Source organism: Sphingomonas sp. PL20 (assembly GCF_017875905.1).
In the GTDB taxonomy this organism is placed as follows: domain Bacteria; phylum Pseudomonadota; class Alphaproteobacteria; order Sphingomonadales; family Sphingomonadaceae; genus Sphingomonas; species Sphingomonas echinoides.
The window spans coordinates 3,178,120-3,197,970 of record NZ_JAGINH010000002.1 but is presented as its reverse complement, the minus strand read 5'-3'; the positions used below and the strand labels follow the sequence as shown (position 1 = coordinate 3,197,970).

General features: G+C 61.6%; 23 protein-coding genes. 16 read left to right on the top strand and 7 right to left on the bottom strand.

Going from position 1 to position 19,851, the window contains the following annotated elements; genetic code table 11:
- Positions 1 to 13 precede the first annotated feature (13 nt).
- The 3 genes from H4W01_RS14965 to H4W01_RS14955 form a co-directional block, all read right to left on the bottom strand.
- Positions 14 to 652 carry a response regulator transcription factor gene (locus H4W01_RS14965; RefSeq protein WP_006022597.1) on the bottom strand — a complete coding sequence of 213 codons (639 nt, stop codon included), beginning with the start codon at positions 650 to 652 and terminating at the stop codon, positions 14 to 16.
- On the bottom strand, positions 649 to 1,668 hold the full coding sequence (locus H4W01_RS14960) for a sensor histidine kinase (RefSeq protein ID WP_197057830.1): 1,020 nt from the start codon (positions 1,666 to 1,668) through the stop codon (positions 649 to 651). Before H4W01_RS14960 ends, H4W01_RS14965 begins: the two co-directional genes overlap by 4 nt.
- Positions 1,669 to 1,833: 165 nt before the next feature.
- The gene (locus H4W01_RS14955; protein WP_006022595.1) at positions 1,834 to 2,112 is read right to left on the bottom strand and encodes a metal/formaldehyde-sensitive transcriptional repressor; all 279 of its coding nucleotides are present in this window, start codon (positions 2,110 to 2,112) and stop codon (positions 1,834 to 1,836) included.
- A gap of 340 nt (positions 2,113 to 2,452) precedes the next feature.
- Between H4W01_RS14955 and H4W01_RS14950 the strand changes: the two genes are divergently transcribed.
- The 5 genes from H4W01_RS14950 (at position 2,453) to H4W01_RS14930 (ending at position 6,105) form a co-directional block, all read left to right on the top strand.
- Positions 2,453 to 2,668: a hypothetical protein gene (locus H4W01_RS14950; protein WP_124810155.1), complete on the top strand. Its 216-nt coding sequence runs from the start codon at positions 2,453 to 2,455 to the stop codon at positions 2,666 to 2,668.
- A gap of 77 nt (positions 2,669 to 2,745) precedes the next feature.
- On the top strand, positions 2,746 to 3,264 hold the full coding sequence (hisE, locus tag H4W01_RS14945) for a phosphoribosyl-ATP diphosphatase (RefSeq protein ID WP_006022593.1): 519 nt from the start codon (positions 2,746 to 2,748) through the stop codon (positions 3,262 to 3,264).
- Between the two features lie 32 nt (positions 3,265 to 3,296).
- Positions 3,297 to 3,668, top strand: a complete 372-nt coding sequence (locus tag H4W01_RS14940; protein ID WP_242443339.1) for an SLOG family protein — start codon at positions 3,297 to 3,299, stop codon at positions 3,666 to 3,668.
- 46 nt (positions 3,669 to 3,714) lie between these two features.
- Positions 3,715 to 5,481 carry an NRAMP family divalent metal transporter gene (locus H4W01_RS14935; RefSeq protein ID WP_006022591.1) on the top strand — a complete coding sequence of 589 codons (1,767 nt, stop codon included), beginning with the start codon at positions 3,715 to 3,717 and terminating at the stop codon, positions 5,479 to 5,481.
- A 171-nt stretch (positions 5,482 to 5,652) separates the two neighbouring features.
- A complete protein-coding gene (locus H4W01_RS14930) occupies positions 5,653 to 6,105 on the top strand; it encodes a hypothetical protein (protein ID WP_006022590.1) in 453 nt (150 codons plus the stop codon).
- A 362-nt stretch (positions 6,106 to 6,467) separates the two neighbouring features.
- Here H4W01_RS14930 and H4W01_RS14925 read toward each other — a convergent pair whose 3' ends face one another.
- Positions 6,468 to 6,674: a hypothetical protein gene (locus H4W01_RS14925; RefSeq protein WP_006022588.1), complete on the bottom strand. Its 207-nt coding sequence runs from the start codon at positions 6,672 to 6,674 to the stop codon at positions 6,468 to 6,470.
- A gap of 373 nt (positions 6,675 to 7,047) precedes the next feature.
- Between H4W01_RS14925 and trbB the strand changes: the two genes are divergently transcribed.
- The 11 genes from trbB (at position 7,048) to H4W01_RS14870 (ending at position 16,897) form a co-directional block, all read left to right on the top strand.
- On the top strand, positions 7,048 to 8,064 hold the full coding sequence (gene trbB / locus H4W01_RS14920) for a P-type conjugative transfer ATPase TrbB (protein WP_024343194.1): 1,017 nt from the start codon (positions 7,048 to 7,050) through the stop codon (positions 8,062 to 8,064).
- A complete protein-coding gene (locus tag H4W01_RS14915) occupies positions 8,061 to 8,393 on the top strand; it encodes a TrbC/VirB2 family protein (RefSeq protein ID WP_006022586.1) in 333 nt (110 codons plus the stop codon). The genes trbB and H4W01_RS14915 overlap by 4 nt, the downstream gene beginning before the upstream one ends.
- Positions 8,393 to 8,674 (top strand): VirB3 family type IV secretion system protein, encoded by a 282-nt coding sequence (locus tag H4W01_RS14910; RefSeq protein WP_006022585.1) that lies wholly within the window; start codon positions 8,393 to 8,395, stop codon positions 8,672 to 8,674. The genes H4W01_RS14915 and H4W01_RS14910 overlap by 1 nt, the downstream gene beginning before the upstream one ends.
- Positions 8,675 to 8,687: 13 nt before the next feature.
- Positions 8,688 to 11,126 carry a conjugal transfer protein TrbE gene (gene trbE / locus H4W01_RS14905; RefSeq protein ID WP_006022584.1) on the top strand — a complete coding sequence of 813 codons (2,439 nt, stop codon included), beginning with the start codon at positions 8,688 to 8,690 and terminating at the stop codon, positions 11,124 to 11,126.
- Positions 11,123 to 11,884 carry a P-type conjugative transfer protein TrbJ gene (gene trbJ, locus H4W01_RS14900; protein ID WP_006022583.1) on the top strand — a complete coding sequence of 254 codons (762 nt, stop codon included), beginning with the start codon at positions 11,123 to 11,125 and terminating at the stop codon, positions 11,882 to 11,884. The genes trbE and trbJ overlap by 4 nt, the downstream gene beginning before the upstream one ends.
- Positions 11,885 to 11,894: 10 nt before the next feature.
- A complete protein-coding gene (gene trbK-alt / locus H4W01_RS14895) occupies positions 11,895 to 12,296 on the top strand; it encodes a putative entry exclusion protein TrbK-alt (protein ID WP_006022582.1) in 402 nt (133 codons plus the stop codon).
- Between the two features lies 1 nt (position 12,297).
- The gene (trbL, locus tag H4W01_RS14890) at positions 12,298 to 13,653 is read left to right on the top strand and encodes a P-type conjugative transfer protein TrbL (RefSeq protein ID WP_006022581.1); all 1,356 of its coding nucleotides are present in this window, start codon (positions 12,298 to 12,300) and stop codon (positions 13,651 to 13,653) included.
- Positions 13,654 to 13,655: 2 nt separating this feature from the next.
- The gene (gene trbF, locus H4W01_RS14885) at positions 13,656 to 14,339 is read left to right on the top strand and encodes a conjugal transfer protein TrbF (RefSeq protein ID WP_006022580.1); all 684 of its coding nucleotides are present in this window, start codon (positions 13,656 to 13,658) and stop codon (positions 14,337 to 14,339) included.
- Positions 14,336 to 15,403 (top strand): P-type conjugative transfer protein TrbG, encoded by a 1,068-nt coding sequence (trbG, locus tag H4W01_RS14880; RefSeq protein ID WP_006022579.1) that lies wholly within the window; start codon positions 14,336 to 14,338, stop codon positions 15,401 to 15,403. Before trbF ends, trbG begins: the two co-directional genes overlap by 4 nt.
- A gap of 110 nt (positions 15,404 to 15,513) precedes the next feature.
- A complete protein-coding gene (locus H4W01_RS14875; protein ID WP_080655011.1) occupies positions 15,514 to 16,656 on the top strand; it encodes a TrbI/VirB10 family protein in 1,143 nt (380 codons plus the stop codon).
- 1 nt (position 16,657) lies between these two features.
- Positions 16,658 to 16,897 carry a DUF2274 domain-containing protein gene (locus tag H4W01_RS14870; RefSeq protein ID WP_006022577.1) on the top strand — a complete coding sequence of 80 codons (240 nt, stop codon included), beginning with the start codon at positions 16,658 to 16,660 and terminating at the stop codon, positions 16,895 to 16,897.
- Here the strand turns inward: H4W01_RS14870 and H4W01_RS14865 are convergent.
- The 3 genes from H4W01_RS14865 to H4W01_RS14855 all read right to left on the bottom strand — a co-directional run bounded on the left by H4W01_RS14865 (position 16,830) and on the right by H4W01_RS14855 (position 19,797).
- Positions 16,830 to 17,789: a LysR family transcriptional regulator gene (locus tag H4W01_RS14865; RefSeq protein ID WP_024343196.1), complete on the bottom strand. Its 960-nt coding sequence runs from the start codon at positions 17,787 to 17,789 to the stop codon at positions 16,830 to 16,832. The genes H4W01_RS14870 and H4W01_RS14865 overlap by 68 nt on opposite strands.
- A 311-nt stretch (positions 17,790 to 18,100) precedes the next feature.
- Positions 18,101 to 18,733: a response regulator transcription factor gene (locus H4W01_RS14860; protein ID WP_006022575.1), complete on the bottom strand. Its 633-nt coding sequence runs from the start codon at positions 18,731 to 18,733 to the stop codon at positions 18,101 to 18,103.
- Positions 18,733 to 19,797 (bottom strand): sensor histidine kinase, encoded by a 1,065-nt coding sequence (locus H4W01_RS14855; RefSeq protein ID WP_006022574.1) that lies wholly within the window; start codon positions 19,795 to 19,797, stop codon positions 18,733 to 18,735. The genes H4W01_RS14860 and H4W01_RS14855 overlap by 1 nt, the downstream gene beginning before the upstream one ends.
- Positions 19,798 to 19,851: the final 54 nt, after the last annotated feature.

The window sequence follows — 19,851 nt, the reverse complement described above, 5'->3', positions numbered from 1 at the left end:
AATCGACTGCCTCTCAATCCCTTATTCTTTCCAATCTCTCGGACATCCGCCCGAGTTCAAGCAAGGATGCCGCCTCCATCTTCCGCATGATCTGCGCCCGACACACCTTCACCGTGATTTCGCTGAGTGCAAACTTCGCAGCAATTTGCTTTGTGAGTTTTCCATCAAGTATCATGTCCATAACTTGGCGCTCGCGAACAGAAAGCGAATCGTACCGCGCGCGAAGATCAGCTGTCATTGTCTTCTCGTTTCGTCGGATTTGCGAAGTCTGGAGACCGAGATAGATCGCATCAAGTAGGTCTTGGTCCCTAAACGGCTTGGTCAGAAATTCGATCGCGCCAAACTTCATAGCCCGGACCGACATCGGGATATCCCCGTGCGCCGTAATGAACACGACCGGGATCTCCACACGCGTTCTGAAAAGCTCTTGTTGGAAATCCAAGCCGTTCTGACCCGGCATTCTAACGTCCAATACCAAGCAAATCGGCGTATCAGGAATCGACCACGCCAAAAACTCGTGCGTAGACGCAAAGGTGTGAATATCAAGTCCGACAGAACTCAGGAGATTTCTGAGCGCTTCACGCACGGAAAGATCATCGTCGACGACGGCTACCGTGCCGCCCACAACGACGGGCTGTTTCGACTGTCTCATAGTATTTTCTCCCTGTCGCCAGGCAGAGTAAAACAAAAGGTAGCGCCGCGCGGATTGGTCGGCTCAGCCCAAATATTACCGCCGTGAGATTCAATAATTGATCGGCATATTGAAAGTCCAATTCCCATGCCATCGCTCTTGGTGGAGTGAAAGGCATCGAAAAGATGCCTTACGAAGCCAGGATCGATACCGCCTCCCGTGTCTTCTATCGTGATCATCACGCCGGACGCGCTTGATTTAGCGGAGTTTATTCGAATCTCACGAACACTGCTCTGCAGCGTACCCATCGCATCTATCGCGTTCACGAGAAGGTTGAGTGCAACCTGTTGAAGTTGAATACGATCACCGAAGATCATGGGCAGATCACTCGACAGGTTCGTATAAACGGAAACTCGGCTTTCTCGGAAACGGCTTTGCAAAAGCCCCAGCACCTCTCTGATTACGACGTTGATCTCAATCCAGGACCTCTTTGGTTCTGCACGCATAGACAGCGCTTGGACGCGCTTGATGATTTCACTTGCTCGGTTTGCGTCGCTGACGATGCTATCTATCGAAGACGCGGCTTTTTCTAGGTTCGCGGGATCTCCGTGAATCCAGCGTGTACATGCATTGGCGTTGGTCACGATTGCGGCGAGCGGCTGATTGACCTCATGGGCGATTGAGGCAGCGATCTCGCCGAGAGTCGTGATCCGAGCGACGTGCGCAAGGCGGGTCTGCGCCTGTTCGGCCGCCACACGAGCGGTCTCCATCTTGACAGCGAGATAGGTCGTTGCCGCGATCGCCAGCAGGCTGATCGAGGTGTTGACGACTCCGGTTCCGAAGCTTCCACTCGGCGTCAGGATGTAGCTCGCGATCGTCAACGCGATGCATATTCCAGAGACCGTGCCCATGCCCCGCGTGTGGCTGAAGCGAGCCGACAATAGAACGACAATCACATAAAACGTCGCAGCGGATATCTCGTAAGGGGTTATGGTGTCGATGATGAAGATGCCGATAGTGAGGATGCCGATCAGCAAGGGAAGCGTTCCAGACCTAACGAGGCGCCATAGCCCATCGATGAACGTCAGTAGTTCCCTTGAACGGGTGCCGAGCGGGTATCGATGCGTCAAGTTTGCCTCGTGATCTATAGGATCGACGTGGGCAGGCTGATTGACTGGTGTTTTTTGTGGAGCCATCGCAGTTCACTTGATGTAGGTGTGCAAAACGTCGACTAATTCGAGCGCGGCATTACGTTCAGCTTCTGTGGGCGTGCGGTTCGCATCGACCATATGCGCTTGAATGTGCCCATTGACGACTTCGGCCATGATTCCGTTGATCGCACCGCGCGTGGCCGTGACTATCCGCATCACGTCGCCGCAACTCTCATCCGCGATGAGGGCCCGTTCAATCGCATCGACCTGACCTCGAAGGCGTCGGACCCTATTCAGCAGCTTCTGCTTCTCAGCCACCGCATGCGCCATCGCGTCCCTCCGCTATACCCGGGTATAGTTGTAATATACCCCCCAGAGTATATATGAATGTCGCGCGAAGTGAAGACCGGCAGGGTTGTTCGCGTCGTGGTCCAGTTCGTCGTGAATTGGATCCGGATTGGCACAGCAGAGGATCATATGAACCCGCGATCTAGCAACGACCCCTCGGAGGGAGATAGTAGGCGTCAGTCACCTGCTATCGACGCTCCGCTGGGTTGCATCATCGCTCGGGTCGGTTCTGCCGACGTAACTGCGCCAGCACTTCGACGCTGAGCACCGTCCGTCCAGGCCACCCGGGTTCGAGCAACTGCTTGAACAGACGGAGGTGGCCATGGCCGCTCATCTCAACATCGACACACGTCGGGCGCCACCGGTGGTCGCCCATGATGATATTCAATTCGCCGGGGTGTTTCCCGGCTTGAAATTGGGCGCTCGCAACTTGGCGAGACCAAAGCTTCTTGCCCATTGGCATCAGGAATCCGATGGCCGGCTGATTGGGGGCTGGCAATTGGAGACATCCGCCACTCTGAAGAATCCTGACGATTGATCATAGCGACACACGGCAATGCCGTGCGCAGCGTAGCGCTGCTGTTGGCAGCAAAGTTCAAACGAAGGGATTAACTAATGAATGCAGTGGTGGCTTTGCTGCCTGCGCGCCCCGCAGGCACTAATACGACTTGCGCGAATACTATCTTCGCCAACGATTTAGAGCAGCTCTACAACGCGCTGAATGATGTGACATTGACGGAGCATGCTCGCACGGCAGAGCTGATGAATGCCGGATTGCGGAAGATCTCGCAGAAGGTTGTCGAGGAGGCTGCCGAGGTCGCTCTCGAGGCGGTGAGGAAGCGGACCCAAAAGACGGTCAGCGAAAGTGCCGATCTTCTCTATCACTTGGTCGTTCTGTGGCACGCACTCAATATTGAACCCAGCGAAGTCTGGGCCGAGATGCGGCGCCGCGTGGAAAGCATGGGCATTGCCGAAAAGCTTCCTAAGCCGCGTCGGGGAACGACTGATCCCGCCCCGGTCAACGACAGCTCGGAAGGAAATCGCGTACCTGCGCCCTGCATCACCGCCAACTCGCGCGCACCAGCACCGTGTCCCGAAGAGCAGCCCGAAAGGACACGGCCATGCGCCTCCTAGTCTGTGGAGGACGTCACTTCGAGGACGCCGAGATGGTGCATCACGAACTAACTGCACTGCATTGGCGAAAGCCAATCAGCGTTGTGGTCCACGGCAGCATTGCAGGCGTCGGCATCATCGCTGAGGCGTGGGCGCGTCGCCATGGGATCGCTGTGGTGCGTTACCCGCCAAATTGGGAGTTTTACGGCAAGAAGGCCGAAGGGCTGCGCAGCGATTTCATGCTGACAGACAGCCGACCCGACTTTGTCGTGGCTTTCCCAGGGGGGCGCCACACCGCCGATCTCGTCCAACGGGCAATCAACGTCGGGCTCGCCGTGCTCGCCATTCCGCCCAACACGGCTGGAGCTTGCCCAGTCGCAAAGCATCCGCCGCAGCGGGGCCAGCCAACAACCGCTTCGCTCTGATCCAGTGAATTCACCCAAAAACGAGCAAAACTCAACGGAGTTTGAAATGTCCGATACCTCTGCGACATCGCTTGAACAAATCGAATTGGCCTCAAGCGCGCCCGCTGTCCTGGATAGCGCGCATATTGGCGACATCCACGGCGCGTTCGGCACCATCCGGCAGCACGACACCGGTGTACGAAAGACTTGGCGGGCTAGGCTGGCGACCTTGATGGCAATCGTCGGCCCGGGACTGATTGTCATGGTCGGCGACAATGATGCCGGCGCTTTTGGAACCTATACGCAGGCAGGTCAGAACTACGGCACCTCTCTGCTGTGGACGTTGATGCTCTTGATCCCGGTGATTTACGTGAATCAGGAGATGGTGTCACGGCTAGGTGCTGTGACGGGCGTTGGCCATGCACGACTGATATTCGAACGTTTCGGAAAGTTCTGGGGTGCCTTCAGCCTTATAGACCTAGTTCTTCTCAACGGACTAACCATTGTAACCGAGTTCATCGGCATCGTATTCGCACTCCAATATTTTGGTTTGCCAAGAGTTCCGGGACTGATTGTCGCGGCGGTGCTCATAGTGGCCGCCGTCAGCACCGGAAGTTTCAAGCGGTTTGAACGCTTCGCGATGGTTTTGGTCTTTGGCAGTCTGTTGCTAATACCTGTGCTCCTCGCCATCCATCCACCAATCGGTGAGATCGCCCATGGACTGCTCGTGCCGCAATGGCCCGCTCACTCCGACATGGCGGCAGTCATGCTGCTTGTCATTGGCATCGTTGGCACGACCGTCGCACCTTGGCAGCTCTTTTTCCAACAAAGCTATGTTGTCGATAAGCGGATCACGCCCGCCTTCAACGGCTACGAGAAAGTCGATCTTTGCCTCGGGATCCTCCTGGTAGTAATCGGCGCCGTTGCCATGATGGCGTTCTGTGCCGCATTGTTTGCCGGACGGCCGGAATTCGGCAATTTCACGGATACAGGTGCGGTGCTTACGGCGCTGGACAAATATGTGGGTCCATATTCGGCGACGATTTTTGCAATCGCTCTTTTGGATGCTTGCCTCATCGGCGCAGCAGCCGTCTCGCTCTCGACGTCTTATGCGATCGCCGACGTCCTCAGGGTGAGGCACTCATTGCATCGCAAAGTCACGGATGCCATCGGATTCTACGTTGCTTACGGGATTCTCATATTCATTGCCGCAGGCCTTGTTGCCTTCGCAAGTGATGCGCTGCTGGGCCTCTTTGTCAGTGCCGTGCAGGCTCTCGCTGGCGTGCTGCTACCAAGTGCCACGGTCTTCCTGCTCCTCCTTTGCAACGACAAGGCGGTTGTCGGCCCCTGGTCCAACGGTCCTAAGCTCAATGTATTCACCGGAGCAATAATCTGGTCCCTTGTGTTGCTCTCGATCATCCTCACCGTGGCGACCGTCTTCCCAGATGTGGCTGACAGCACAATTCTGAAAATACTGATTGGCGGCTCTTTGCTGGGGCTTTGCGGGTTCGTCTTTTCGTTCGCAGCACGCAAGCGTAGTTATGACGTGCCCGCTGCCGCATATGGCAACGATCAAGATCACCGCTTCGCCAAGATGACGATGCTCGAGCGCCGGAACTGGCGCATGCCGCCGCTTAATCGGCTGCCTGCCCTGCATATGACGTTGATGACGAAGGTCTGGATGGGCGTGCTACGCGGCTATCTTCTGATTGCTGTCGCGCTGATCGGCTTCAAGGTCTTCGTCGCCGCGACCGGCGTCGAGGTCAGCATCCCCCAGATCGGCGGAACGCCAACCAGCAACGACGCTGCTACAAGCAATACCGGCTCGAAGTAGCACGCAAGAAGGCGGGTGACGACGTTGACGCACGGGCGCGAGCACCGACATGTCCGCAATAGCCTCGCGGACGTTGCTATACCCCGCGTCGTCGCCTGCCAACCAAAACGAAAAGGAAACAATCTGAATAGACAAAACTCTTTTGTTCTAACTAGCTGATGGGGGCGCCTCATGTCTGAACAATTCAAGACTCTTCCCGAACGCATCCAGGCGCTTTCCGATGCAACTTCTTGTAGTTCTTTTTCGCTGACCTCAGTCGAGCAGACCAAGGGCTTTCAGATTATCGCTTTTGTCGACAGCTGTTTCGGCGATTCTCAATGCGAGATCGATGCTTGCGGATTGATCGCCGCTATGCTGATCGCTTTTGCCAAAGCGCGCAGCGATCCGTTCACGTTTCATTATTTTGCAACGCGTGCTCTCCATGACGGACTAGAACGTTGCATCGCTATCCTTGTCCAACGCGGCGAAAGGCTGCCCGTTGTCGCCTATGCGCTCATCGCAAATTATATCCGCTGGACGGCTCGACGCCGAGAGATGGCTTTAGCCGCGGCGTTTGAGCGTCTGCGCCTTTATCCGACACTTCCAAACATGTTGATCTGGCCGCCGAAGCGCACGCCAGGATAGCGTGCCAGCGCCTGAGATTCATCGAACAAAAAAAAGCCGTGGCAGATTTTCTCAAAGGAGACCCAAAACAATGAGTAATCAACTATCGCATTGGCCTCCGCCACTTCGGATCCGCCTTCTGCTTTTTGTGGTGTCTCGCATCGAACACTTTCTCCTCTTAAGGTGTCCGAAAGGTCGCATCAGGCGATTGGGATTGGCTTGGGTCGACCAGATTCATGCGCGCGTGCGCAAAAAGCTCAGCCGTGCAGAGCTACCCGAAACGCGTTGATGTTTCTTCCGCGTTCGATCGCGCGTCAAATAGCCTTGAATCAGCGCTGAATGGTGAGGAAGCCTACAAATCTCTTTCCGCGCCGATCGGTCCGTCACCGTGATCTATAATCGACGAGGGCTTCATTGCGCCGCGCCGGTGTTAAACTGTCAAGGAGGGCGTTGGCCTTCTCAATTACCTTGCTGCCGATCTCGCGCTGTTGCCCTTGATTGGCTTTTCGGGCGCCCTCGGCGAACACCGATTCCGCGGGGAGTACCGCCGCAGCAAATGCGGCGGCGGCCAAAACCGATCTAAGAAACATAGGCTACTCTACTCGGCTGGGGTTCATGGCTGCAAAGATGCTATCGTACGTACCGTCCCGTTCAGCCTAACGCCGTGCATGATCCCGATTAAGAAGGATCTCACCCCCCGGATGATCTCCGCGATCGAGGATGTCCATCACCTCCACAACAAATGCATTGAGCGGTCATTGTGCGAGGATCAGACGCTTGCGCAGAGCCGGTCAAGCTCCGCGAGCGTATTGGCGTATCGTGCGTCCGACACCGCCGTTCTCCTGTATTTGCACGCTACACTACTACGTCGATGAATCTTTGTTGAATCGCCCCGAAATCTGGCCCCTTTAATCATCCCCGTCTGGGGAAGGACTGTATCGGCCCCGATAGAAACGGGGCACTATGACAGCATCACACCACAATTCGGAAGGCCTCGCGCGCGGCGCAAGGATGCTGCGCACTGCGCTCGGTCCTGCAATCGCGCGCTATCTTGATGACGCCAGCATCGTCGAGGTGATGCTCAATCCCGATGGGCGCCTCTGGATCGACCGACTCTCCGAAGGACTTTCCGATACCGGTGAGCGGCTGTCACCAGCGGACGGCGAACGTATCGTTCGCTTGGTTGCGCACCATGTCGGAGCCGAGGTTCATGCTGGTGCTCCTCGGGTATCCGCAGAGTTGCCTGAAACCGGCGAGCGGTTCGAAGGCCTGCTGCCACCCGTCGTCGCTGCCCCCGCATTCGCGATCCGTAAGCCCGCTGTCGCGGTGTTCACGCTCGACGACTACGTCGCGGCCGGCATCATGTCAGCGACGCAGGCCGAGATACTCCGCCGGAGTGTCTCCTCACGCGCCAACATCCTCGTCGCCGGCGGGACATCCACCGGCAAGACGACGCTGACAAACGCGTTGCTCGCCGAAGTTGCGAAGACCGCCGATCGCGTCGTCCTCATCGAAGACACCCGCGAACTGCAATGCGCCGCGCCGAACCTCGTGGCGATGCGAACAAAAGATGGCGTTGCCTCACTTTCCGATCTCGTTCGCTCTTCGCTGCGTCTGCGGCCCGATCGCATACCCGTTGGCGAAGTGCGCGGCGCCGAAGCGCTCGAACTGCTCAAGGCCTGGGGCACCGGCCATCCTGGCGGGGTCGGCACCATCCACGCCGGCAGCGCGATCGGCGCACTGCGCCGCATGGAGCAGCTCATTCAGGAGGCAGTCGTCACGGTCCCGCGCGCATTGATCGCGGAAACGATCGACCTCGTTGCCGTCCTCTCCGGTCGCGGGTCCGCGCGGCGACTCTCCGAACTCTCGCGCGTCGAAGGCCTCGGTCTCGACGGCGACTACCGCATCGCGCCGGCCACCACGGATGGCGACGGCAGCTCGAGCTTGTTCGTCCCAGCACCTGAAGGAGAAAGCCTGTGATCCAACGCCTGCGGCGCGCGCGCCATCATCTCGTCTTGACCGTTTCCATCGCCACTCTGTCGGCGGTGATGGCAGCCCCCGCTCACGCTTCCGGTTCGTCGATGCCGTGGGAACAGCCTCTCCAACAGATCCTGCAGTCGATTGAAGGTCCCGTGGCGAAAATCATGGCGGTGATCATCATCATCGTTACCGGCCTGACGCTGGCCTTCGGCGATACCTCCGGCGGCTTCCGCAGGTTGATCCAGATCGTGTTTGGTCTCTCGATTGCCTTCGCCGCGTCGAGCTTCTTCCTGTCGTTCTTCTCGTTCGGCGGCGGGGCGCTGGTCTGATGACGGGCGCTGTCGATCAGGGCGGCGACGTCCCAGGCTATACCGTCCCCGTTCACCGGGCACTGACCGAGCCGATCCTGCTCGGCGGCGCCCCACGGGCTATCGCCATCATGAACGGGACGCTCGCTGGCGCGGTCGGCCTAGGGCTTCGCCTCTGGCTGGTGGGGATCGCGATCTGGGCGATCGGCCACGTCACCGCGGTGTGGGCTGCCAAGCGCGATCCGCTCTTCGTCGACGTTGTGCGCCGCCATCTGCGCGTCCCCGCACACCTTTCGGTCTGAGGGGAGCGCGGCCATGATGAACCTTGCCGAATATCGCAATCGCAACAGCCGCCTGGCCGACTTCCTCCCCTGGGTCGCGCTGGTGGGCTCCGGCATCGTCCTCAACAAGGACGGCAGCTTTCAGCGCACCGCGCGGTTTCGCGGCCCCGATCTCGACAGCGCCGTACAGGCTGAGCTAGTCGCCATCGCCGGCCGCCTCAACAATGCGTTCCGTCGCCTTGGATCAGGCTGGGCAATCTTCGTCGAGGCGCAGCGGCAAGCTTCGAACCTCTATCCCGACAGCCGCTTTCCCGATCCCGCCTCGGCGCTGGTCGACGCCGAGCGCAAAGCGGATTTCGAGGAAGCTGGCGCACATTTCGAGTCGAGCTATTTCCTGACCTTCACCTATCTGCCGCCGGCCGAGGACGCCGCGCGCGCGGAATCCTGGCTCTATGAAGGCCGGGAAAAGTCGGGCCTCGACCCCAACGAGGTGATGACCGGGTTCGCCGATCGCACCGATCGCATCCTGCGCCTGGTCGAAGCCTTCATGCCCGAATGCCGCTGGCTTGATGACGCGGAGACGCTCACCTATCTCCACGGCTGCGTCTCGACCAAACGGCACCGTGTCCGCGTCCCCGAAACGCCGATCTATCTCGACGCGCTGCTCGCCGACCAGCCGCTCACCGGCGGGCTCGAGCCGCGCCTTGGCGCGTCGCATCTGCGCATCCTCACCGTCACAGGCTTTCCAACGGCGACGACACCTGGCCTGCTCGACGAGCTGAACCGTCTCGCATTTCCGTATCGTTGGTCGACGCGGGCGATCCTGCTCGACAAGACCGACGCGACCAAGCTGCTGACCAAGATCCGCCGGCAATGGTTCGCCAAGCGCAAGTCGATCGCCGCGATCCTCAAGGAGGTAATGACCAACGAGGCGTCCGTCCTCGTGGACACCGACGCCGCGAACAAGGCCGCCGATGCCGACATGGCGCTCCAGGAACTCGGCGCCGACTATGCCGGGATGGCCTACGTCACCGCGACGGTGACGGTGTGGGACGAGGATCCGCGCGCTGCCGACGAGAAGCTGCGCCTCGTCGAGAAGGTCATTCAGGGCCGCGACTTCACTGCCATGGCCGAGACGATCAACGCGGTGGACGCCTGGCTCGGATCATTGCCCGGCCACGTCTATGCGAACGTCCGCCAGCCGCCGATCTCCACGCTCAATCTCGCCCACATGATCCCGCTGTCGGCGGTGTGGGCGGGGCCGGAACGGGACGAGCATTTTGCAGCGCCCCCACTGCTCTTCGGCAAGACCGAAGGCTCCACCCCGTTCCGGCTTTCGCTTCACGTCGGCGACGTCGGCCACACGCTGATCGTTGGCCCGACCGGCGCGGGCAAGTCGGTCCTGCTGGCGCTGATGGCGCTGCAGTTCCGACGCTATGCTCGCGCCCAAGTCTTCGCCTTCGACTTCGGCGGCTCGATCCGCGCGGCGGCGCTCGGCATGGGCGGCGATTGGCATGACCTCGGCGGCGATCTCAGTGACGGCGCGACCGATAACGTCAGCCTTCAACCGCTCGCCCGCGTTCACGACGTGCCCGAGCGCGCCTGGGCGGGCGACTGGATCGTATCGATCCTGACCCGCGAGGGCGTGGCGATCACGCCCGAGGTGAAGGAGCATATCTGGACGGCGCTGACCTCGCTGGCATCGGCGCCCGTCGAGGAGCGCACGATCACCGGCCTGGTCGTGCTGCTCCAGTCGAACGATCTCAAACAGGCGCTCAGGCCCTATTGCGTCGGCGGTCCCTACGGCCGGCTGCTCGACGCTGAACGCGAGTATCTTGGCTCGGCGTTCGTTCAAGCGTTCGAGACTGAGGGGCTGATCGGCACCGGCGCGGCGCCGGCGGTTCTCTCCTATCTCTTCCATCGGATCGAAGATCGGCTCGACGGTTCGCCGACTCTTCTCATTATCGACGAAGGCTGGCTGGCGCTGGACGATGACGGTTTCGCCGGCCAGCTCCGCGAATGGCTGAAGACGCTGCGCAAGAAGAACGCCAGCGTCATCTTCGCCACGCAATCGCTCAGCGACATCGACGGCTCGGCCATCGCGCCTGCCATCATCGAAAGCTGCCAGACCCGGCTTCTGCTGCCGAACGAGCGCGCGATCGAGCCGCAGATCACGGCGATCTATCGGCGCTTCGGCCTCAACGACCGCCAGATCGAGATCATCGCGCGGGCAATGCCCAAGCGCGACTATTACTGCCAGTCGCGGCGCGGCAACCGCCTCTTCGAGCTCGGTCTGTCCGATGTCGCGCTCGCTCTGTGCGCCGCGTCATCGAAGACCGACCAGGCGGCCATTGCCCGCATCGTCGCCGAACACGGCCGCGACGGCTTCCTCGCCGCATGGCTCGATCACCGTGAGGTCGGTTGGGCCGCCGATCTCATCCCCACGCTCACCAACAAGGAGACGTCCCAATGAAACTGCGCAATTCCCGCGCAGCGCGTTTTGCTGCCGCGCTGCTGACCGCTCCCGTCGCGCTCGCGCCCATGCTGGCGACGCCCGCTCACGCCATCATCGTATTCGATCCCTCGAACTATGCGCAGAACGTGCTCACGGCGGCGCGATCGCTTCAGCAGATCACCAACCAGATCACCTCGCTTCAGAACGAAGCGCAAATGCTGATCAACCAGGCACGCAACCTTGCGAGCCTGCCGTTCTCGTCGCTGCAACAGCTTCAGCAGTCCGTCCAGCGCACGCAGCAGCTTCTCAACCAGGCGCAGAATATCGCCTACGACGTCCAGCAGATCGACCGGATGTTCCAGCAGAAGTACGGGAACGTCTCGCTGTCCGCTTCGGATCAGCAACTCGTCACCGATGCCCGCTCGCGCTGGCAGAACACGGTCGGCGGCCTGCAGGACGCAATGCGGGTGCAGGCGGGCGTCGTCGGCAACATCGACACCAATCGCACGCAGATGTCGGCGCTGATCGGCCAGAGCCAGGGCGCGACCGGCGCGCTGCAGGCGACGCAGGCCGGCAACCAACTCCTTGCGCTCCAGGCGCAGCAACTCGCGGATCTCACCGCCGTCGTGGCGGCCAACGGCCGGGCGCAGGCCTTGCAGTCGGCCGAGCAGGCCGCCGCCGCCGAACAGGGCCGCGAGCAGCGCCGGCGTTTCCTGACGCCGGGCTCGGGCTACCAGCCCGGCAATGCCCGCATGTTCCCGAACAGCGGCAACTGAGGCTGGCACGATGGACGGCAAGACCCTCGCTCGCGTCGGCGCCATCGTCTTCGTCGCGGTCGCCATCACGGCGACCGCGATCGAGATGAACCGCAAGGACGTTTCGACGGACGTCCTCGCGACGCAGGGCCGTCCGGTCACAACATCGGATCCTCTCGCCGCCGAATTGCTTCGTTGTTCCGAGATCGGCGAGGCCGGCACGCGCGATCCCAATTGCCTGAAGGCATGGGCAGAGAACCGGCGCCGCTTCCTCGGCCAGCCGGCCCCCGTTTCATCACCATCGCCGGTTGCGCCGACCACGCTGTTTCCAAGCGCGCCCGCGTCGGCCGCTCCCATCCACAAAGACAGTGCGCCAGCGGACGTGACCGGGCCTGCGATGCAGGCCGAGCCCGCTCAGCCAGAGGTTCGCTGACATGGGCGGCACCGGTGTCATCGACCATTTCCTCGAGGTCTTCACTCGCTACATCGACGGAGGATTCGGGCTGCTCGGCGGCGAAGTCGGTTTCATCGCCACCACCTTGATCGTCATCGACGTCACGCTCGCCGCGCTTTTCTGGTCATGGGGCGCCGACGACGACATCATGGCGAGGCTGGTCAAGAAGACGCTCTTCGTCGGTGTCTTCGCCTACCTGATCTCCAACTGGAACAATCTCGCCCGCATCGTCTTCGAGAGCTTCGCGGGCCTCGGCCTGAAGGCTTCGGGAACGGGCTTTGCCGTGAGCGATCTCATGCGCCCCGGCAAGGTGGCGCAGACTGGTCTCGATGCCGGCCGGCCGCTGCTCGACTCCATCTCCAGCCTGATGGGCTACTGGTCGTTCTTCGAGAACTTCATCCAGATCGCCTGCATGTTTTTCGCCTGGGCGCTGGTGCTGCTGGCGTTCTTCATCCTGGCGATCCAGCTCTTCGTCACCCTGATCGAGTTCAAGCTGACCACGCTCGCCGGCTTCGTCCTCATTCCCTTCGGCCTGTTCGGCAAATCGGCGTTCATGGCCGAGCGCGTGCTCGGCAACGTCATCTCCTCCGGCATCAAGGTGCTGGTGCTCGCCGTCATCATCGGCATCGGCTCGACGCTGTTCTCCGAGTTCACCTCGGGCTTCAACGGCGCAACGCCATCGATCGACGATGCCATGGCGATCGTGCTTGCCGCGCTGTCGCTGCTTGGTCTCGGCATCTTCGGTCCCGGCATCGCTAACGGCCTCATCTCCGGTGGCCCGCAGCTCGGCGCCGGCGCGGCCATTGGCACTGGTCTTGCCGCCGGCGGCGTTGTCGCAGCAGGCGCGGCCGCTGCCGGCGCCGTCGTGACAGGCGGCGCTGCACTTGCTGGCGGCGCTGCCGCCGCCGCGCGTGGCGGTGCAGCCCTCGCCGGTGGCGCCTCCACCGCCTACAGCCTCGGCGCGGCCGGCCAGGCCGGCGCATCCGGCGTCGCGTCGGGTCTTGGCAGTGTTGCCAGCACCGGCGCGAAGGCGGCCGTCTCACCGCTGAAGCGCGCAGCCGGTCGTGCCGCCGACAGCCTGAAGCAGAGCTATCAGGCCGGTGGCCAGGCCGCGACGGAGATCGCCACCGGCGCATCCGGTGCTGCGACGACCGCCACCGCGGAGGCCGCATCTCCCGGAGCTGCGTCTTCCACCAGCGACGGGCCGCCGGCCTGGGCGAAACGCATGAAGCGCTCGCAGCAGATGTCCCATGGCGTTCAGGCCGCCGCCCACGCCGTGCGTAGCGGCGACAGCCATGGCGGCGGCTCCTCCGTCAACCTCTCCGAAAGCGACTGACCATGTTCAAGCGACCATCCACCCACTACGGCAAAGCCCCTCAGCCCGAGACTCCCTATCAGCGCGCCGCTCAGGTCTGGGACGATCGCATCGGCTCCGCCCGCGTGCAGGCCCGTAACTGGCGCTACATGGCCTTCGGATCATTGGCCCTCGCGGGCGGCCTTTCGGCCGCGCTGGTCTGGCAGTCCGCCAACGGCTCGATCGTGCCTTGGGTAGTGCAGGTCGACCGGCTCGGCCAGGCGCAGGCGATCGCGCCGGCGACCGCCGACTATCAGCCAAACGATCCGCAAATCGCCTTCTACCTCGCGCGCTTCATCGAGCAGGTCCGCTCGATCCCGTCCGACGCCATCATCGTGCGGCAGAACTGGCTGCGCGCCTACGACTTCACGACACAGGGTGGCGCGCTCGCGCTGAACGATTATGCGCGCGCCAACGACCCCTTCACCAAGGTCGGCAAGCAGCAGATCGCGATCGAAGTGTCGTCGGTGATCCGCGCCTCGCCGTCGAGCTTCCGCATCGCCTGGATCGAGCGACGCTATCAGGACGGCTCACTGGCCTCCACCGAACGCTGGTCCGCGATCCTCACCGTCGTCGTGCAGCCCCCACGCGACGCCGACACGCTGCGGAAGAACCCACTCGGAATCTACATCAACGCCATCAACTGGTCGAAGGAGCTTGGACAATGACGCCCGCACTCCGCAAAGCCGCCCCTTGGAGTGCAGGGCTCCCGGCTTTGCTCATCCACGTAGTTCCGGTTTTCCGCAAATCCGCTTTGCCGGGAATCTTGCTCGCCGGTTCGGCGCTGGCAGGGTGCGCCACTCACACCCCGCCGCCGGAGATTTCCTACGACAATGCGGTGCCGGCTGTGCAGACCTCCGATCCGCCAGCGCCCGTCCGGGTGGTGGAGCTTCCCAAACCGCTCCCGCTGCCTGGTCAGTTGAAGCCCATCGGCAAGGACGGCAAGCCCGAGCCGGAACCGTCCGATCCCGCCGCGCGCGTCAACCAGGCCAATGCCGCAGCGCGCGTCCAGCCCGTCCGCAACGGCTTCATCAACTCGATGCAGGTCTATCCCTTCGTCGATGGCGCGCTCTATCAGGTCTACGCCTCGCCGGGGCAGATCACCGACATCGCGCTTCAGCCCGGCGAGCAGCTCGTCGGCTCCGGTCCTGTCGCCGCTGGCGACACAGTGCGCTGGATCATCGGCGATACCGAGAGCGGCGTTGGCGCGGCCAAGCAGGTCCATATCCTCGTGAAGCCAACGCGGGCCGAGCTGATGACCAATCTCGTCATCAACACCGACCGGCGCACCTATCACATGGAGCTGCGCGCGACGCCATCGACCTATATGGCATCGGTGTCTTGGCAATATCCGCAGGACCAGCTCATCGCGCTGCGCCGCCAGAACAGCCAAGCCGAGGCCGCGCAGCCGGTGTCGGGCGGCATCGATCTCGCCCGTGTCAATTTCCGCTACGAGGTGACCGGCGACCGCGCACCGTGGCGGCCGCTGCGCGCCTTCGATGACGGCAAGCAGGTGTTCATCGAATTCCCCCGCGGCATCGGACAGGGCGAGATGCCGCCCTTGTTCGTGGTCGGACCGGAGGGCGACACCTCCGAGCTGGTGAACTATCGCGTGCGCGGCAACTACATGATCGTCGATCGACTGTTCGCCGCCGCCGAACTGCGGTTCGGCGCGGGCAAGAACCAGAAGCGTGTCCGCATCTCCCGCACCGACGGGAGGCCGGCATCGTGAGCGACGAACGCGATCCCGAAAAGGAGGAAGGCCGGACGCCCGGTTCGGCGCCCCAGCCTCAGCCGACCGACGACGACGCTCGGCCGCTGACCGGCGAGCCGGCCGCGACCATGCGGCTGCGCGCCGAGCCGCCGCGTGTGACCCGCCTGTCCCGCAAGGTGCTGGCCGGTCTGGGTCTTGCGGCAAGCCTCGGTGTCGGTGGGGCGCTGATCTATGCGCTCCAGACTCGTCACAGCGGCCAGGGTCAGGAGCTTTACTCTACGGACAACCGCTCGACACCGGACGGTCTGGCTGGATTGCCGAAGGATTATTCCGGCGTCCCGAAGCTCGGCCCGCCGCTGCCCGGCGACCTCGGTCGCCCGATCCTCAACGCGCAGAACGGTGGCACAGTGCCGCCGATCGGCGCACCGGCATCAGGTCCGACGGGACCGAGCCCCGAGGAACAGCGCCGGGCGCAGGAACTGGAGGCGGCTCGGACCGCACGGCTGTTCGCATCCACCGAGACTCGGCCCGCTACGGCTGGAGCTTCGACACAGCCGACTGCGACCGCCACGCCGTCGGCCGATCTCGCCAGCCTCGGCCTTGCGCCGCAGCCAGCGACACCCTCCGCGCAGGATCGTCAGCTCGCATTCCTCAATCAGACGCCCGACAAGCGCACTGTCTCGCCGGATCGCGTTGCCGCGCCAGCGTCGAAGAACGTCCTGCAGGCCGGCGCCGTCATCGCGGCCGCGCTCATCACCGGCATCCGCTCCGACCTGCCGGGTCAGATCACCGCACAGGTGACGGAGAACATCTATGACAGCCCGACCGGCAAGATCCTGCTTGTGCCACAGGGCACGCGCGTTATCGGCCAGTATGACAGTGGCGTCGGCTTCGGTCAGAGGCGCATACTTCTCGTCTGGAACCGGCTGATCTTCCCCAATGGCCGCTCCATCGTTCTGGAGCGTCAGCCTGGTGCGGACGCCGAGGGCTATGCGGGCCTTGAGGATGGCGTCGACTATCACTGGGGCGAACTGTTCAAGGCCGCTGCACTTTCCACGATTCTGAGCATCGGTGCGGAGGCGGGCTCGTCTGGCCAGGACAGCGATATTGTGCGGGCGCTGCGACAGGGTGCCTCCAATAGCGTCAGTCAAACCGGCCAGCAGATCGTCCAGCGCCAGCTCAACATCGCACCGACCCTCACCATCCGGCCAGGCTTGCCCGTCCGCGTCATCGTCACCCGCGATCTCGTTCTCGAACCCTACGGAGGCTGACATGACCAAGCTGAAATTGGGAGCGATCGTCGACGACAAACCGGTGAAGGTCACGGTGGAGTTACCGGCAAGCCTGCATCGCGACCTAACGGCCTACGCAGAAATTCTCGGCCGCGAAGCGAGGCAACCGCCGGCCGATCCCGTTCGCCTCATCGCTCCGATGCTGGAGCGGTTCATAGCCACGGATCGGGGATTTGCGAAAGCGAGGAAGTCAAAAGAACTGCCGAAACCGTCTGAATGATTGTGGCGGCAGCCGAGCGCGACATTGAACGCGCAAGACTGAGGAGGCGGCGCCAGGCCGGGTTATCATTCCGCGGCGACCACACCGCGCAGAACGGCAGAACCTCGCCGGCAAGCTGCCGATAGGCAGTTCCCGGAAACTGAGCCGCCGTCCCGGCCTCGCTCATGACCGTGACGCCTTGGCCGATCGCCACAAGCGACAGGAGATTGTCCCTCCCGACGTATTGGGTATCGATTTCTGGGTGACGCCCAAGATCGGCGAGGCGTTGAACCAAATAGTCGTGAATTTCCGATCCAGGGGCACCGTCACTTACAATGAATCTCTCGTCCACAAGATCACGCCAGCCAAGCTCCGATTTCTCAGAGAGAGGATGATCGCTGGGAAGTACGGCGAATACTCGCTCGGACCAAAGTTGCTCTGTTTCACAGTCCGACCACTGTGTGGTTCCCGTGATAAAAGCCACATCGAGTTGAAGTCGCCGGATCGAGGCAACGTGATCCGCAGGATCGCCGTCAAAAAATTCGACCCGTACACTTGCATGCTCCTTGCCGTAGGCTCCCAGCAGATCGGACAGGAATCCAGACGCGAGCGACGAAAAGATGCCGACCTTGATATGCCCCCGCTCGGAGCGACCTATGGCGGCCACATCCTTCGCGCCGCAGTCGATCTGTTGAAGTGCTTTGCGTGCTCGACGCACAAACTGCTGTCCTGCCAACGTCAGGCAGACGCCGCCGTTGTGCCTCTGAAATAGGGAAGCGCCGAGTTCGTCTTCGAGATCGCGAACGCGACGGCTGATCGCCGATTCCTGTATTCCCAAGGCCAAGGCCGCCTTTCGGAAGCTGCCATATTCGGCCGCCGCAAGAAAATACCGGATCTGGCGGAATTCAAGCATCGGTCAATTGCGACCGAGATCTATTCGAAATGATTCCTGGCCTCGCGACGGTCCATCGTCCGCTCGTTGCGAGCATCGCTCTGTAAGCACCATCTACCACGACCATCGCGCCCCGACCGCAGCTAAGGCAAGACCTCCCGATTCTCACCCTAGAATAGACGGCTACAGACGCTCATTGGCCGATGATCTTATATAGATTCGATATACCAACGTATCTTCGAAATATACCGTGTTCTGAAAGGGGGGGGGTGGCACGCCCGCGCAGATCGCGCACCAGTTCGCGGTGCAGGGGCTCTCCTCTCAGTCGAGATTCAAACGCTCAAACTGTCCGACATTCTAACAAGGTCAATAATCGTCTTGGCCTGCATCTTCTGCATGAGATGGCTACGGCGAACCTTCACCGTGATCTCGCTAACATTCAGGTCGGCGGCGATTTGTTTATTGAGGAGGCCCTTTACAACGAGCTTGAAAACGTCTCGTTCGCCGGGCGTCAATGTCTCCCAACGCGCATTCAAATCCAGCGAACGCGCTTCGCTCTCGCGCCTTCGCCGGTCTTTTTCGATCGCTTGTTGGATAGCATCCAGCAGGTCTTGGTCGCGAAACGGCTTGGTCAAGAACTCGAAGGCGCCATTCTTGATGGCGTTCACGCCCATCGTGATGTCCCCATGTCCCGTGATGAATATCGTCGGCAGATGAATGCCGTATTCAGGCATTTGCCGATGAAAATCGATCCCGCTTTGTCCGGGCATTCTCACATCGAGCAGCAGGCAGCCGGGCGCGTCCGGCATGGAGCTTTCCAGAAATTCGGCAACCGAGCTATACGAGCGCACCTGTAGCCCAACGGATGCGAGCAAATCTTCGAGCGCGGCGCGAACGGACCGATCGTCATCGATGACATAGACGATGGGCTGCGGCCGCGAATCCGCCGTCGGTTCATTTTTCATCAGGCTGCCTCCATGTGGCGCGGCAGGCGCACCTCAAATACGGTCCCGCCTCCAGGGACTGGAGCCGCGGAAATCTGTCCGCCATTCGCTTCAACGATCGTCTGACTGATGGTAAGGCCAAGACCCATGCCTCCCTCTTTCGTCGTCCAGAAGGCGTCAAAGAGGTGCTCACGAGCTCCCGGCGCCAGACCGGTGCCGGAATCGGCCACCGCGAGAACGATCGCATCCCGTCCATCCTGCGAGGCGGCAATTCGCAGACGACGCTCGGGCAATGCGCGGTCCGACATCGCCTCGGTCGCATTGAGGACGAGATTGCTGATGACCTGCTGGATCTGGACCCGATCGGCAAAAACGCGAGGTAGGCCGTCATGCAGGTCCAGTTGCAAGGCGACGCCGCCACGCTCGATCTCGCCGCGCGACAAGGTCGCGATTTCCATGACAGCTTCCCTGAGGTCGAATGGTTGTCGGCGCGGCGCCTCGCCCTTCGAAAGGGCGCGAATGCGCGCGATGACCTGGCTTGCCCGGTTGGCATCGCTGACGATGCGGTCGAGCGCGAGGCGGGCCTTGTCGAGATTTGGCGGCTCCTGGGCAAGCCATCGGGTGCACGCGCCGCCGCTGGCGACGACGGCAGCCAGGGGCTGGTTGACTTCGTGCGCGATCGACGCCGACAGTTGACCGAGCGTCGTGACCCGCGCAATTCGCAAAAGCCGATCGCGCGCCTCCAGCGCCTCGGCCTTCGCAGCCACCATCCTTAAACTGAGATAGGTTGTAACGCCGATCGCAACGATACTAATCCCGGTATTGACGATGCCGACCTCATACGCACCGGAGTGGGTCAAGAAAAAACTGATCAGGGTCAGCGCGACACAAATGCAAGCGAGGGCCACTACAGCCGTGCCAGACAAGATGCGTGTCGCAACGAGAATGACCGCTGTGTAGAATACGGCCGCTGCGATGGCGTAGTCCGTGACCGTATCGGCGATAAAAATGCCGGCCATCGCAACGCCCATCGCGATCAACGTCAGCGCCGATCCGGGACGTATATCATTGGCGATCTTGAGCATTGTTCACCTTCTCGATCAACTTACCTACTTTCAATATTCTTCCCTGGAGAATCT